Genomic DNA, 16,022 nt, shown 5'->3' on the forward strand with positions numbered 1-16,022 from the left:
GTAAGCCGTATTCATCGCAATATAACCCCCAATTCATCGAAGGCTTCCCGTTGCTCTTTAAATCGACGTAGATCACTTTGGGCTTTCTCCAACTCGCGCTCTAGTTCGTTAACTCGCGCTTTAAGCTCTGTGTTCTCGACTTCTAGCTTCGACGCACGAGCACTATCTAAGTTGCGACGACGTTCAGTGTGATCATACTCTTTGGGCTCATTTCCCGGCTTTACGGAGTCTTCGTCTGCAAGTGGCGGTAATACACCTTCCTTGCGCAACCTTTCTTCTAATGCCCCTAAGGCTTCAGTAATCCGGGCGTTCTGACCGTTAACCACCCTCCTGCCGCAGCCAAGCGCTTTTGCTATTGCGGTTCGATTTAATTCGCCATTGCTATTCGCGATATCGATAAAGTCTTGGTTAGACAGTGATGCAGCCCAGGCGACGAACAATTCGTAATAATTTGTCTTTCCGTTCACTTATTATCCTTTCTTCTTAATATCGTACACAGTAGGTCTAGAAATATTATTTTCTCGCGCAATCTCGGATACAGTCATATCCCCTTGGCGCAGTTGCTTCATAACATTGTTGATGACCTCTTTTTTTATCGTTTTCGGCCTCCCCATGTGCTTACCTTGCTCCCTTGCTTTGACTCTACCTTCTGCGGTGCGCCTATTTAGGAGAGTTAATTCAAGTTCAGAGAAAACAGATAACAACTCAACAAAAGTGCTGAGCGGTATTTTGCTGGTAGAGCTATCAAAAGAATTATCGAGAACTTTGAGTGAGGCCCTTTTCTTATGAATGCTTGTCATTGAAGACAACACAGAAGATAGAGACACACCCAACTTGTCGAGACTGGTGATCACAACAACGTCATCTTTGCGCAGATACTCAAGGAGAGCGCTGACGGCGTCTTCATTGGAAGGTGTTGTCGAGTTAGGTTGAGCATAAAAGACTCTCTCACAATCATATGTTTCGAGAACAGACAACTGGTCTGTTAAGTACTTTTGTTCTGAGCTAACTCTTGCGAAGCCAATCTTTGACAATTTCAAACCTTAAAGTGTAAATAAAATCGAGAATTATCTACATTCTAGCGAGCGAAAAAGATTTGTCAAGTGTTTGCATACTCCACCGTAGTATCGTAATTTTAAGTAAATAGGAATTTGAAAATGACTCGCATCAAAAACAAAACAACTTCGGAATGGACCAAAACACCCCCTTTTTAGACCCCCGTTATTAATTTACGGTCCGGAATCCAGTGGTAAAACAACCCTGACATTGGAAGTTATTGCTGAAGCACAACGCAACGGTAAGGTTTGTGCGTTCGTAGATGCTGAGCACGCGCTTGACCCAATCTATGCGGAAAAACTTGGTGTTAACATTAATGACCTATTAGTTTCCCAGCCAGACACCGGTGAGCAGGCGTTGGAAATTTGTGACATGCTGACTCGCTCTGGCGCTGTCGATGTTATCGTTGTTGACTCCGTAGCTGCACTTACACCAAAAGCCGAGATTGAAGGCGACATGGGCGATAGCCACATGGGTCTGCAAGCACGTATGCTATCTCAGGCGATGCGTAAATTAACGGGTAACCTTAAGCAATCTAACACCATGCTTATTTTCATTAACCAGATTCGTATGAAGATTGGTGTTATGTTTGGTAACCCTGAAACCACAACTGGTGGTAACGCACTGAAGTTCTACGCATCTGTTCGTCTTGATATCCGCCGTATTGGCGCGGTTAAAGAAGGTGATGAAATCACCGGTAACGAAACCCGCGTGAAAGTCGTTAAGAACAAAATTGCACCTCCGTTTAAGCAGGCTGAGTTCCAAATTCTTTACGGTGAAGGTGTTAACAACCTAGGCGAGCTAATCGATTTAGGTGTTAAGCACAAGTTGGTAGAAAAGGCAGGTGCTTGGTACAGCTGTAATGGCGAACGTATTGGCCAGGGTAAAGCAAATGCTTGTAAATACCTGGCGGAAAACCCGGCAATGGCGAAGGACATCGACACCAAACTACGTGCTATGTTGCTTACCGTAAACCAAGCTAGCGAAGAACAAGAAGCTGAAGCCGAAGAATAACTTCTCCCCAAAGCTTCTGCAAAATAATAAAAAGCCGCTCAAATGAGCGGCTTTTTGCTTTTACTATTCAAAAATATATCTAACTGAAAAATGAACTTTGCCTAGTCGTTTATGGATATAAGATTGGAATACAAGACTATGAATTACAGGCTCGTAAAATTAAGTCAGTGCTGTGTAACAGCTATAAGCTATAAGATGTAAAACCAGCATTGATAATCGCGTGGTGGGAAAGAGTAGGGGGGAATATATCCAGCTTATTGCTGGGAGAGGGAAGAAAATGCGCCACACCCACAAGGAGAAGCGTAGCGCATTTATTATTTCGGTGAGCCTTAGCTACCGATGTGTTTATCAAGGAAGTTTACAATCGCTTCCGCCGCTTTTAAACGGTTTTCTTCGACGATAAAGCCATGATATTCGTTATCGATATAGAGCTTCTCGTATGGATGATTATGCTCATTTAGCTTATCCTCCAAAGCTTCAGCCTGCTCAATTGGCGTTCGCACGTCGGCGCTACCATGAATCAGTAATACCGGCGCCTTTAACTGCGACACTAAGTTGACCGGTGATTGATTTTTGAGGACTTCTGGGCTCTGTCCCACGGCTTCATTCAGGTACGTTGGACCATAGAGGCCACCAGGTATATCGCCTTTACTATGCATCATTTTCAAATCATAAACGCCTGATGAGCCAATTGTACATTTGAACATGTCCGGCTCTATTGCGCTGCTTTGTAAAGCCGAATAAGCACCAAAACTGCCACCAGAAATACAAACTCGATCGGCGTCAGCGATACCAGACTTGATTGCCCATTTGGTGGCATCAATAATGTCGTATTGAACTTTGGTACCCCAATGCTTATCACCCATGTGCATGATCTTATCACCGAACCCATTAGAGCCTCTGAAGTTAACCTTTAACACCGCGTAACCTTTCGCTGCTAAGTACTGACTTCTAAAATCATAGCTCCAGTAATCTCGCGCGCGAGGTCCACCATGCGGCATTACCACTAATGGTAAATCTTTCACTTCCTTACCGTTCGGAAGAGTCAGATAGCCGTTTAATGTTATGCCATCACGGGTTTTAAACTTGAACGGTTCAACAACCGCAAGGTCCTCTTTTTTCAACCAGTCGGCTCGATTAAATAGAAATCGAGCCTGATTTTTATCGGTATTGTATAGATAATAAGCTCCAGGATTACGATCGCCACGTACGAAGACAATGAGATTTTCTCCATCCTTTGTGGAGCTTGCAATATCTACAGAGTCACCTTTAAACGCCTTGTATAGATCCTGATGCAGCTTTGCGTGTTCAACCTTTTTATTGAATATTAGATAGTTAGAATAGTCTTCGTCGATGCGAATCCCATAGGGAACATTCTTATAATTGGTTAAAACATAAGTTGGAACAACAAACTCATTGTTATATATTTTGCTAGCTTTTTTCGTTTCCAGATTAAATGAATAAAGTGTTCCGGTGTCGCCATCTTTGTAGGCGATGAAATACACGTTTTTATTATCAGCACTGAAACCCTGTACGATGGTTTCATCGGCTTTTATGCCTGTGTCAAAATCCTGCCATTCGCCTTTAGGTTCACGGTAATAAAGTCGGGTTTCTCCATACCCTTCGATACCAGTTGCAAAGCGAACCTCATCATTATGGTCGAGTAAAATGTTGTTACCGCGGCCAGGCGAACGCATGATTTTCTTCTGATGACCGTTATATACATTTAACTTTATTACTTCTGCTGGACTTGGTTCGAGGTGACGTCGCTTCCACGGTTGAATGCTGATAATAATTTCTTTGTCATTTTTCTCATAAAGAGAAAGAACGCTGGCCCAACCGTTGCCAACCTTTTTCTTACGAGTAATTTTACCTTCACTGACACCTTGACTTGTACCAAAAATAGCCTTAGGTCGACTTCCATCATAGTTGATGGCGAACAAGCGACCAGTGTCATAAGTTTGTCCAAGTGCACCGTAAGTCGACAATACATCGATAACTACGCGTTCGTTATTGACCCAGCGATAATTCCCTACTTGCTGTTTACCTGACATTTTAAAGGTAAATGTCAGCTTTTTATCATCGGTACGAACAAAAGCGAGAATGTACTTTCCTTCGTGTAATGTCCGAATTGCTATATGTTTACCATCGGGAGAGATTTTTGCCTGTTCATTTTGCATATGTCGGGTAAAGTCCGACAATTCCAGAGCCGATGCGCTAGATATGCTTAACAGGAAACAAAAGAATATAGAGATGTACTTCATGATGTTGCCTTACTATTGTTGTTTTTTCTGGGGGTGATTACTCAATACAGGATTCCAGTTTTACATATTTTTTTACATTTGTTTACAAAACGAATAAAAATTATGTTTTAGACGTCTATACGTTTAGATGTTGAAATGTCTTTATTGATTCAGTAGTATGGACGCTTCGCTTGCCTCTGGAGATTCCCATGCCCATTAAAATTCCTGATCAGTTACCGGCCCTGGAAGTTCTCGGTAATGAGAATATCTTCGTGATGTCTCAAAATCGCGCAAATACTCAGGATATTCGTCCAATGCAGGTGGCAATTTTGAATTTAATGCCGAATAAAATTGAAGCAGAAATTCAGATACTGCGGATGCTCTCCAACACGCCGCTGCAGATAAATATTGAATTGGTGCGTCTGCATTTGAATGAGTCGAAAAATACGCCGAAAGCCCATCTCGATCAGTTCTATCGTCTTTTTGATGACATCAAACATAAGCATTATGACGGTTTAATTATTACCGGAGCGCCGCTTGGTCAAATTGATTACGAGCAGGTTCTTTACTGGGATAAAATTTCTGAAATGTTTGATTGGGCACGCACCAATGTAACCTCCACCATGTTTTCCTGTTGGGCGGCTCATGCTGCCCTTTATCACTTTTATGGCATCAACCGTGAGTTGCGAAAAGAAAAACTATCCGGGGTTTATCAACACTTGACAAGAAAACATAATGAAGAATTAACCCGAGGCTTTGATCATTCTTTTCAGGTTCCGCATTCTCGATTTGGTGAGGTCAAGCCTGAGGTATATGCGAGTATCGATGAATTAACCATTCTTGCCGATTCACCGGATGCTGGCGCTTATCTGGTAGCAAGCAAGGATAAAAAACTGGTATTTGTTACCGGCCACCCTGAATACGATGCCACCACGTTGAAAGACGAATACTATCGAGATATCGACGCTAAGTTATCGCCGTCGATACCGGTAGATTATTTTCCGGAAGATAACCCTGAACAAGAGCCAGCGAATAATTGGCGCAGTCATGGTAGTCTGTTGTTCAGTAACTGGTTAAATTATTACGTTTATCAAATTACCCCTTATATCCTTGAACAGGATAGTCCCGAAGCTAATGCAGGAAGTCAGCAGTAATGTCCGACGCAAATACAACATTTCAACAACAACTTAATGAACGCATTCTGGTATTAGATGGCGCTATGGGCACCATGATCCAAGATCATAAGCTGAATGAGCAGGATTTTCGTGGTGAGCGATTCAAAGACTGGCCGTGTGACTTAAAGGGGAATAATGATCTTCTGGTATTAACGCAACCTAAAATCATCGCGGATATCCACCGCGAGTACTTGTTGGCTGGTGCTGATATTATTGAAACCAACACCTTTAATGCCACGACGATTGCCATGGCCGATTATGAAATGCAATCGATTAGCCGGGAAATCAATTTAGTTGCTGCGCAAATAGCGAGAAAAGTTGCCGATGAGGTGACTGCCGAGCAACCAGATAAACCTCGATTTGTAGCCGGTGTGTTAGGGCCAACTAACCGTACTTGTTCGATATCACCCGATGTAAATAATCCTGCGTTTCGAAACATCGAGTTTGACCAGTTAAAAGATGCCTACATTGAATCAACCGCGGCTTTGATAGAGGGTGGTGCGGATTTGATTATGGTGGAAACCATATTCGATACCCTGAATGCCAAAGCTGCAATTGTTGCAATTGAAGAGGTTTTCGAATCTTCAGGCAAATGCCTGCCGATTATGATTTCCGGAACCATTACCGACGCGTCCGGACGAACCCTATCCGGACAAACCACGGAAGCATTTTATAACTCACTTCGTCATTCAAACCCAGTTTCGTTTGGTTTGAACTGTGCCCTTGGTCCGGTAGAGCTTCGCCAATATGTCGAGGAGTTATCACGCATCAGTGAATGCGCCGTTAGTGCCCATCCAAACGCCGGATTACCTAATGCGTTCGGTGAGTACGATTTTACCGTTGACGATATGAATGGCCATATTAAGGAATGGGCAGAATCAGGATTTCTAAACATCGTTGGTGGTTGTTGCGGAACCACGCCTGCTCATATTAAAGGTATCGCCGATACCGTAGCTGCAATTACTCCGCGTAAGATTGAAGACAAGCCGGTCGCCTGTCGCTTATCAGGCCTTGAAGCGCTGAACATCAATGAAGACAGTTTGTTTGTAAACGTTGGTGAGCGAACCAATGTCACCGGCTCGGCGATATTCAGACGTTTGATCACTGAAGAGAAATACGACGAAGCCATCGCCGTTGCTTTGCAACAGGTAGAAAATGGTGCACAAATCATCGATATCAATATGGATGAAGGCATGCTGGATTCAAAAGCGGCGATGATTCAGTTCTTGAATTTGATTGCCGGCGAACCGGATATTGCTAAAGTACCAATCATGCTGGACTCATCGAAATGGGATATTCTCGAAGCGGGATTAAAGTGCATTCAGGGTAAAGGTATTGTTAACTCAATATCGTTAAAAGAAGGCGAAGAAGCATTTCGTGAACAGGCCAATATTGTCAGACGTTACGGTGCTGCCGTTATCGTTATGGCCTTTGATGAGGTGGGACAGGCAGATACGCGCGCCCGTAAGGTAGAAATCTGTCAGCGTGCCTATCATATTCTTGTTGATGAGATTGGTTTTCCCCCAGAAGACATTATCTTTGACCCGAACATCTTCGCCATTGCAACAGGCATCGAAGAGCATGACAACTATGCCGTAGATTTCATTCAGGCAACGGAAGATATTAAGAAGACCTTACCCCATGCCATGGTATCTGGTGGTGTGTCTAACGTCTCCTTTTCGTTCCGCGGTAACAATCCTGTGCGGGAAGCGATTCATGCCGTGTTTTTATACCACGCGATTAAAAATGGTATGGACATGGGGATTGTTAATGCCGGCCAGCTGGCAATTTACCAGGACATTCCTACGGACTTATTAGAGGCCGTCGAAGATGTGGTTCAAAACAAGGATGACGGTGCGACCGAGCGCCTACTCGACATTGCCGAACAATATCGTGGTCAAAAATCTGGCGGCAATAACAAAGCCGATTTAGCCTGGCGAGAACTGCCGGTAAATAAACGTCTTGAGCATGCTTTGGTAAAAGGTATCAACGAATTTATCGTTGCAGATACCGAAGAAGCCAGAGTCAATACATCCAGACCGTTAGATGTGATCGAAGGTCCATTAATGGATGGTATGAACGTGGTTGGTGATCTTTTCGGTGAAGGCCAGATGTTCCTGCCGCAGGTAGTAAAATCGGCGCGGGTGATGAAACAGGCGGTTGCGCACTTACAACCTTTTATTGAGTTGGAAAAAACCGAAGCCAGCTCGAACGGTAAGGTGCTATTGGCAACGGTGAAGGGTGATGTTCATGATATCGGTAAAAACATTGTTGGGGTGGTGCTGCAATGTAATAACTTTGAGGTTATCGACCTTGGGGTAATGGTGCCATGTGAGCAGATTCTGCAGGTGGCCAGACAGGAAAATGTTGATGTCATAGGATTATCGGGGCTGATCACCCCAAGCCTTGATGAAATGGTTCATGTAGCCTCTGAAATGCAGCGCCAGGAATTCGATATCCCACTACTTATTGGTGGTGCGACTACATCGAAAGCCCATACCGCTGTTAAAATTGAACAAAACTATGATCATGGTGTGGTGTATGTGCCAAATGCATCTCGCAGTGTTTCCGTGGTTGGTTCGTTATTATCAAAAGAGTTAAAAACGCCGCTATTAGAAAGAATGAGCCGCGAATACGAAACCATTCGCGAACGCCATAACAAGAAAGGACCTCGTTCTAATCTGGTAAGCCTTGAAGCTGCCAGAGCTAACCGTTTTCCTTTGTCTTTTGACCAATACACACCAAAAACACCCAATAAACTTGGCGTGACGGTTGTTGATAATCTGGATTTAACCGTTATTCGCAACTATATCGACTGGACGCCGTTTTTCTTAACCTGGCAGCTGTCTGGTAAGTACCCGAAAATTCTCGAACATCCGCTGATTGGTGAAGAAGCTCAGAAGTTGTTTGATGATGCCAATGCGATGATTGATGACATTATTGCCAATCAACGAATTCAGGCGAAAGCTGTTATTGGTCTGTTTCCGGCGCATCGCAACGGTGATGATATTGAGGTATTCGCTGATGAAGAGAAGCAGGATTCGTTAATGACCCTTTGTCAGCTGCGTCAGCAAACTGAGAAGAAAGCCGGGCAATACAACCGTTGCTTAAGTGATTACCTGGCGGATAAGGATCAGGAGATCAACGATTATGTTGGTGCGTTTGCGGTCTCTGCCGGTTTTGGTGCTGACGAACTGGTTAAAGCTTATGATGACGAGCATGATACCTATAACAGCATTTTATTGAAGGCGGTGGCCGATCGCTTAGCTGAAGCCAGTGCTGAATATCTGCACGAGCAGGTTCGCACCGAGTTCTGGGGTTACGCTGCAGATGAAAGCTTTGATAATGAAGCTTTGATTCGTGAACAGTATCAGGGAATTCGTCCCGCACCGGGTTACCCAGCCTGCCCAGAGCACACAGAGAAAGGCAAGCTTTGGTCATTGCTTAACGTCGAAGAAAACATTGGCATGGAGCTAACATCAAGCTATGCAATGTGGCCAGGCGCTGCGGTTAGTGGCTGGTATTTCGCACACCCGGATAGTAAATATTTTGCGGTAGCGAAAGTCGATAAAACCCAGGCAAGCGATTACGCCGAACGTAAAGGCATGAACCTTGACGAAGCTGAGAAATGGCTGGCACCGAACCTCGATTATTAATTACCTAATTGGTATTTCAGAAATGCATGGCTGTTGAGCAACATTCATTCTGAAAACCATTTGTGGTGGAAGAGGAAGGTGGAAGATGACTTTATCTTCAGCCGCAGATTTAGCCTGTAAGCTAGGCAATTGTTCTAAACGGGGCCTCACTTTATATTTCAGAGTTAGATAATAGAAAAGGGCATCAATTGATGCCCTTTTTTGTTGTTTAGGATTAACTCCGAAATCTGCTGCTCGCGAACTAGTTTTCGATTCTGGTGATGTCAGCCGCAGGTCCGGTTTGTGGCATTGGCTTAGCCTGAAGCTTTTTCATCGGCTCCTGCTTCATCTTATTCTGCAGATATTCGATGCCCGCTTCTAACTGCGCATCTTTACCCATAAACGTCGCGTAAGGTAGGTTATCCACTTCGATATCCGGAGATACACCAGTACCTTCTACCACCCATTCACCATCTAATGAATATTGCGGAAGCTCGGCTACTCGTGCCATACCATTGTCGCTAAGGCGGTTACGGCCGGTAAGCCATACACCAGCCCCAGAGGTTTGCTTGCCAATAAGTGGTGCAAGGCCCAATGATTTAATTGCGGCAGAGAAGGTCTCTCCGTCGGAGTAGGTAAGCTGGTCAGTCAGCACCACTAGATGTCCTCGGAAGGTTTGCTGCATATTGGTGCCCGGCTTGTTGTCTCGCTCTTGCCAGAACATCCACGCCTGACGCAATAGCTTTTCAATTAACCAGCTATCAATATTCCCGCCACGGTTGCGACGCACATCGATAATCAAAGCATCTTTGTCGTAGTTTGCATAAAACTCACGGGCAAAGTTATTGATATCATTGCTGGTCATCGCATTCATATGCAAATAGCCAATGTTGTTATCCGCTTTGGTAACCGTTTGCTGGTTATGATTTACCCAATCGAGGTATCTAAGTGACGCGTCTTTGCGAACATCACCAGGAACAATAACTGTCTGGTGTGACTTTTTGCCACGTTTGATGGTGAGAAGTACCTGCTTACCTGCTTTGTTGCGCAATGCTTTGTGCATACCAACTAGCGTGCCCACCGGCTTGTTGTTGATATGGGTGATGATATCGCCTACCTTCGCATCAACCTCAGCTTTTGCTAAAGGTGAAGCTACAGAAGGCAGTTCCGGGTCGGTTTGATAGATAGTTTCTATTTCAATGCCACTTCTGACTTCGACAAATCGGCCACCCAGGGTGCTGCCTTTTGCCGCCTCTTTATCGACTGGCATATCGCCGCCACGAACCTGAGAGTGCAGGGCATTAAGCTCACCCATCATTTGCGCAAAAATATCATTGAGCTCGCTGCGTGCGGTAATTCTATCTACCAAAGGCTGATACTTTTCTTTGGTTGCCGGCCAGTCCAGACCGCGCATATTTTGGTCGAATAAAAACTCGCGATGCATTAACCAGGCATCCTGAAATAGCTGCTGCCATTCATCTACCGGAGAAAACGAGACTTGCCAGTCACTGCTGTTCACTTTCGCTTTGCTAAGATCTGCTGGCGCTTTCGGCAACGCGTCTGTGATATATACATCGACTTGCTGACCGGCTTTCTTTGCTAGTAGTATTTGTTCGCCATTACTAGCTAATTGAAATCCAACCACGTCTTTTACGAAGGTATCGGCTTTGGCCTCTAGTTTATCGAATTTAATAAACTTGATGTCTTGCTTTCGATCATTTCTTTCTAGCAAATACAGGCCAGATTTTGCTGCGCCTAGCGATGAGTAATTACCATTTTTGAGCGGAACCTGATACAGGGTATCGGTAATTCCCTGCCAGTTTAATGATGATTTCTGGTCTTTGGCATCTTCTTCCTCGGCCTCTTTATCTTCTTTACTTAAATCATTATCCAGCTCATTATCTAACTCATTAGGTTTGGCGAACGCAAACTTAGCATCTTTGGTAAGCGGATAAGCGAAGACTAAAGAGCGCTTATCAAATGCCGGCCCCATATTTCGATCTCCCCATGGCGAGCGAGGGTTGGAAGAGAAATGACGCTGTGAGATAAAGTAAATCCAGTTACCATCAGCGGAAAACGCCGGAGCGAAATCTTCATATTTATCACTGCCAATAAATTGTTCTTTGTCGAGCTCCAGAGAATATAAGCGAATGCTGCTGCGTTCGCGATCGCTGTGCGATCCGGCAATTGCGAGCAACTGACTATCAGCCGACCAGACAACGGAATCGAATCCAGAAAAGCCAACGCCTTGATCGGCAATTTTTTTGTTTTTCAGGGTTTTTAAATCAAGTAGCCAAAGATTGCCGTCACGGTCATCATGGGCAAGATACTTACCATCTGGAGATGGGTATAGGTTCCAGCGGAAAGACTTACCATCTTTGGTTAATTGCTCGCCTTTTCCGCTACCATCGGCGTTAAAGCGCCAGATCTCCTGCTCGCCGCTGGCATCATTAATGGCATAAACGTATTTGCCTTTGACCGATAACACTGCGGCGCGAGTGCGGCTTTGTGCCGGGGTTTCTATCTCAACCAGGCGAGTTTTGTTCAAGCCCCCAACCGCAAGCTTGCCACGGGCGGTGATCACCACTTGCTTACCATTACCGGCAATTGCTGCATGGTTAAAATACGTCATTGGCTTGTTTAACCAGCGCTCCTGACGTTCAGCAAAATCCGACGTTAAGGTCAAATCTAAGACCGAATCCTGATTGCTGTTTAAATCGAATTGATGAATATCGGCGCCGAGTTGATAAACCACTTTATTGGCATGATTTGAGGCAAGACGAATTTCCCAGTCTTTGTGGAAGGTTAATTGCTTTTTATTGCTACCGTCGAAGTTCATCGACCAAAGATTGGCACTGCCACTCTTATCGGAGATGAAGATAACTTTATCTTTGTAGACCATAGGTTCACGAACCGAGGCCTGATGATCTTCAGTTAACGGCTCGGCTTCTTTGGACGAGTCCAGTCGCCAGCGCCAGATTTGACCCTGAGCACCACCGCGATATACCCGCGAGTTGTCGCCAGTTACCTGCAATCCAAAGCGAGTGAAAAAGACATACTTACCATTGTCACTTACTGCCGCTTCAATGGCATCGGACAATGGCAGCTTGGTAACGTTTAATGTTTCGGGATTAACGGTTTTTAAGGTCCAGTAATTCGCCGGACCAAAACCTGAATCTGTGGCGTAAATAACTTCACCATCCTGAGTCCAGCCCTGCACGCGCACCCTTGCATTTTCATAGGTTAAACGTGTAGGTGTACCACCATTGATTGGCATTAGATAGGCTTCATAGGTGCCGGCGTAGTTAGCGGTATAGGCGATATATTTGCCATCTGGAGAGATGCTTGCCATCAGTTCCGGACTTTCGTGGGTGGTTAAGCGTTTCGCTACACCCTCGTTAATGTTTGATTGCCAAAGGTCGCCTTCGGCAGTAAATACGATGGCATCGTTGTGCAGGCTAGGGGAGCTGAAATAACCCAGTTTTTGATCCGCTGCGGCAGCGACACTGGCGCCGGAGGTTAGTGCTAACAGGCACAGAGCAATGGATTTTTTTATTTTCATCATTATCTCTTTATTGTTTTTGTTATGGCCAAACCCTAGTGTTGCTTAGGATTTGAATGCAATTGTTTGATACGCAATCGATTGTAGCTTGGATGACTTATCATATGTGAACTATTCATGCTTTTTTACATTTTTGTTTCCGATTTGTTTGTTGCTGGTAAAAACGTCGCCTGCCACCTGTATTTTTATTTTTATGTAGGTAAAATAGGCCAGTTTTCATAAATCGATTCAGGAAGCCCGTGTCGGACGAACCAGCGCAAACCATAAACAAGGAAGTGAAGAAAGCTGCCTATAACTTTTTAGCTCGGCGAGAACATTCCTTGCAGGAATTACGGCAAAAGTTAAAAGCCAGAGAGTTTTCCAGCGACGACATTGAGTTGGTGTTGGAAAAACTGGTTGAGCAGGATATCCAAAGTGACCTGCGTTACGCGCAAAGCTTGATTCGCCAGCGTATTGTAAAAGGCTATGGTCGTTCCTATATCAATAATGAGTTGAAACATAAAGGACTCGCCTCAATTACAATACATGAGGCTATGGTTAGCGAACCGACAGATTGGTTTGAACTGGCGAAAATGGTTTATCAAAAACGTTATGGTGAAACCTGCATCGCTGACCAGAAAGACAAAGCTAAACGCGTGCGATTTTTACAATCCCGGGGTTTCGATTTTGAACAAATATCCGCCGCAATGACAATAGACGAAGTTGGACAATGACAATGATTAAATCCAGTGCCCAGATTAGACAGGCATTTTTAGACCATTTTGCAAAAGAGCAACACCAGATAGTTGCCAGTAGTTCGCTGGTTCCTGGAAATGACGCCACCTTGTTATTTACCAATGCGGGCATGGTGCAGTTTAAAGAAGCATTCCTGGGTCAGGAGCAACGCAGTTACACCCGCGCCACATCGTCGCAGCGCTGTGTTCGTGCTGGCGGTAAGCACAATGATTTAGAAAACGTCGGTTATACGGCTCGTCACCACACATTTTTTGAAATGCTGGGTAACTTCAGCTTCGGTGATTACTTTAAACAGGATGCGATTCGCTTTGCCTGGTCATTCTTAACCGAAACATTGCAGCTGCCCGTTGAGAAGTTGATGGTCACGGTTTATGAAACTGATGATGAAGCCTTTGCTATCTGGAATGAAGAAATTGGCGTGCCGGCAGACAAAATTGTTCGCATCGGTGACAAACCAGGCGGCAAGAAGTTTGAATCCGATAACTTCTGGTCGATGGGTGATACTGGCCCATGTGGTCCTTGTACTGAAATTTTTTATGATCACGGCGAGCACATCTGGGGTGGTCCTCCAGGTAGCCCGGAAGAAGACGGCGATCGCTTCATCGAGATCTGGAACCTGGTATTTATGCAGTTCAACCGTCAGGCCGACGGTACCATGGATAAACTGCCTAAGCCTTCCGTTGATACCGGTATGGGCCTTGAGCGTATTGCGGCAATCATGCAGGGCGTTCATTCCAACTATGAAATTGATATCTTCCAGGGCTTGATTAAAGCGGCTGCAGATTTACTTGACGTAAAAGACCTGTCTCATAACTCGTTAAAAGTTATTGCAGATCACATTCGCTCCTGTAGCTTTATGATTGCCGACGGGGTAATGCCGTCAAATGAAGGTCGTGGCTATGTACTGCGCCGTATTATTCGCCGTGCAATCCGCCATGGTCACAAACTCGAAGCGAAATCTCATTTCTTCCACAAGCTAGTGGCTGCGTTGGCCGAGCAAATGGGTGAAGCTTACCCAGAGCTTGTTAAACAACAAGCGGTTCTGGAGAAAATCCTACGTATTGAAGAAGAGCAGTTTGGCCGCACCCTAGACCGTGGTATGGCGTTGCTTGAGGATATTATTTCCGGCTTGGACAGCAAGCAGATTGCTGGCGCCGATGTATTCAAGCTGTATGACACATATGGCTTCCCGGCCGATTTAACCGCCGATATCGCCCGTGAGCGTGAATTGACCATTGATGAATCTGGTTTTGAACAGCACATGCAGGCACAGCGCGAGCGTGCGCAGCAGGCGAGCCAGTTCGGTACCGATTATAATGAGCAGTTAAAGTCTGAGCAGCACACTAACTTTAGGGGCTACACCAATAGTGATTACTCAGCGACAGTGGTTGAGCTATTCAACGAAGAAGGTCAGGTATCGACATTAAGTGCCGGCCAAAAAGGTGTGGTGGTTCTCGATAATACACCTTTCTATGCGGAATCCGGTGGTCAGGTTGGTGATACCGGTGTAATTAGTACCCCGAATGCCGAATTTGAAGTAACCGATACGGTTAAGTTAGGTAATGCTTTTGCTCACCATGGTATTGCCCGTGGCGATATTCAGCTTAATGCTCGCGTTAAAGCCAGCATTGATACCGAACGTCGTTCTGCAATCATTAAAAATCATACTGCTACCCACCTATTACATGCCGCTTTGCGTCAGGTGTTGGGGGAGCATGTAACCCAGAAAGGTTCATTGGTCGACAATGAAAAACTGCGTTTCGACTTTTCTCACTTTGAAGGTGTAACTGCCGAGGAGCTGCGCACTATTGAACAGCTGGTGAACCAGCAAATTCGCAACAACAGTGCCCGTGAAACAGCTCTCATGCAGATTGATGAAGCGAAAGCTAAAGGCGCGATGGCGCTCTTTGGCGAAAAATATGATGATGAAGTTCGCGTCGTAACCCTTGGGGATTTTTCTACTGAGCTTTGTGGTGGCGTTCACGTTGACCAAACCGGTGAAATTGGTTTGTTTAAGATCACCTCTGAAGCGGGTATCGCTGCTGGTGTCCGTCGTATCGAAGCGGTAACGGGTGAAGCAGCGCTGGCGTTTGTTGACGCTCAGGCTGACACCCTTGATGCTATTTCTGCATTAGTGAAAAGTGATAGCAGCAATGCCCTTGGTAAAGTGGAGCAAATGATCCAAAAAGCCAAGCAGCTGGAAAAAGAAATTACCCAGCTTAAGCAGAAGATGGCGGCACAAGCCGGCTCTGACTTAGTGAGCAATGCGATTGACATTAATGGCGTGAAAGCCTTGATTGCCAACGTTGAGGGCAGCGATCCGAAAGCCTTGCGTGATATGGTCGATGACCTGAAAAACAAGCTAGGTAGCGGCATCGTTATGCTTGGCCTTGCTAATGGTCCTAAGGTCAACCTAATTGCCGGTGTAACCAAAGATTTAACCGCACAGGTGAAAGCCGGTGAACTGGTTAATATGGTTGCTCAACAAGTTGGTGGTAAAGGCGGTGGTCGTCCTGATATGGCTCAGGCTGGCGGTAGCCAACCTGAAAATCTGGATACTGCATTAGCTTCCGTTCAGGCCTGGTTAGAAGCTAAGCTTTAA

Annotated in this window: 8 protein-coding genes and 1 pseudogene; 5 read left to right on the forward strand and 4 right to left on the reverse strand. The window is 45.1% G+C overall.

All coding sequences use genetic code 11. From position 1 onward, the window contains the following. Positions 1-11: 11 nt before the first annotated feature. The gene (locus FNC98_RS04465) at positions 12-467 is read right to left on the reverse strand and encodes a VPA1267 family protein (RefSeq protein WP_185968057.1); all 456 of its coding nucleotides are present in this window, start codon (positions 465-467) and stop codon (positions 12-14) included. A gap of 3 nt (positions 468-470) precedes the next feature. Then, on the reverse strand, positions 471-1,034 hold the full coding sequence (locus tag FNC98_RS04470) for a recombinase family protein (RefSeq protein ID WP_185968058.1): 564 nt from the start codon (positions 1,032-1,034) through the stop codon (positions 471-473). Between the two features lie 193 nt (positions 1,035-1,227). Between FNC98_RS04470 and recA the strand changes: the two are divergent. Continuing rightward, positions 1,228-2,070: pseudogene (gene recA, locus FNC98_RS04475) on the forward strand (recombinase RecA); the annotation flags it as partial. 329 nt (positions 2,071-2,399) lie between these two features. On the opposite strand, the gene FNC98_RS04480 reads toward recA, so the two are convergent. Next, positions 2,400-4,334 (reverse strand): alpha/beta hydrolase family protein, encoded by a 1,935-nt coding sequence (locus FNC98_RS04480; protein WP_143580135.1) that lies wholly within the window; start codon positions 4,332-4,334, stop codon positions 2,400-2,402. Positions 4,335-4,522: 188 nt separating this feature from the next. On the opposite strand from FNC98_RS04480, the gene metA reads away from it, so the two are divergent. Both metA and metH read left to right on the forward strand, forming a co-directional pair. Beyond that, positions 4,523-5,467, forward strand: a complete 945-nt coding sequence (metA, locus tag FNC98_RS04485) for a homoserine O-succinyltransferase (protein ID WP_143580136.1) — start codon at positions 4,523-4,525, stop codon at positions 5,465-5,467. Beyond that, positions 5,467-9,144: a methionine synthase gene (gene metH, locus FNC98_RS04490; protein ID WP_143580137.1), complete on the forward strand. Its 3,678-nt coding sequence runs from the start codon at positions 5,467-5,469 to the stop codon at positions 9,142-9,144. Before metA ends, metH begins: the two co-directional genes overlap by 1 nt. Positions 9,145-9,385: 241 nt before the next feature. Here the strand turns inward: metH and FNC98_RS04495 are convergent, their stop codons facing one another. Continuing rightward, positions 9,386-12,685, reverse strand: coding sequence for a S41 family peptidase (locus FNC98_RS04495; protein WP_143580138.1), 3,300 nt, complete (start codon positions 12,683-12,685; stop codon positions 9,386-9,388). Between the two features lie 239 nt (positions 12,686-12,924). Between FNC98_RS04495 and FNC98_RS04500 the strand changes: the two genes are divergently transcribed. Together FNC98_RS04500 and alaS are read left to right on the forward strand one after the other, a co-directional pair. Continuing rightward, entirely contained in the window at positions 12,925-13,398 is a 474-nt protein-coding gene (locus FNC98_RS04500; RefSeq protein WP_185968059.1) for a regulatory protein RecX, read from the forward strand. Between the two features lie 2 nt (positions 13,399-13,400). Further along, complete coding sequence (gene alaS, locus FNC98_RS04505) at positions 13,401-16,022, forward strand: alanine--tRNA ligase (protein WP_143580140.1); 2,622 nt, start codon at positions 13,401-13,403, stop codon at positions 16,020-16,022.

Origin of the sequence: Thalassotalea sp. PS06, from assembly GCF_007197775.1 — a bacterium.
Classification (GTDB): domain Bacteria; phylum Pseudomonadota; class Gammaproteobacteria; order Enterobacterales; family Alteromonadaceae; genus Thalassotalea_A.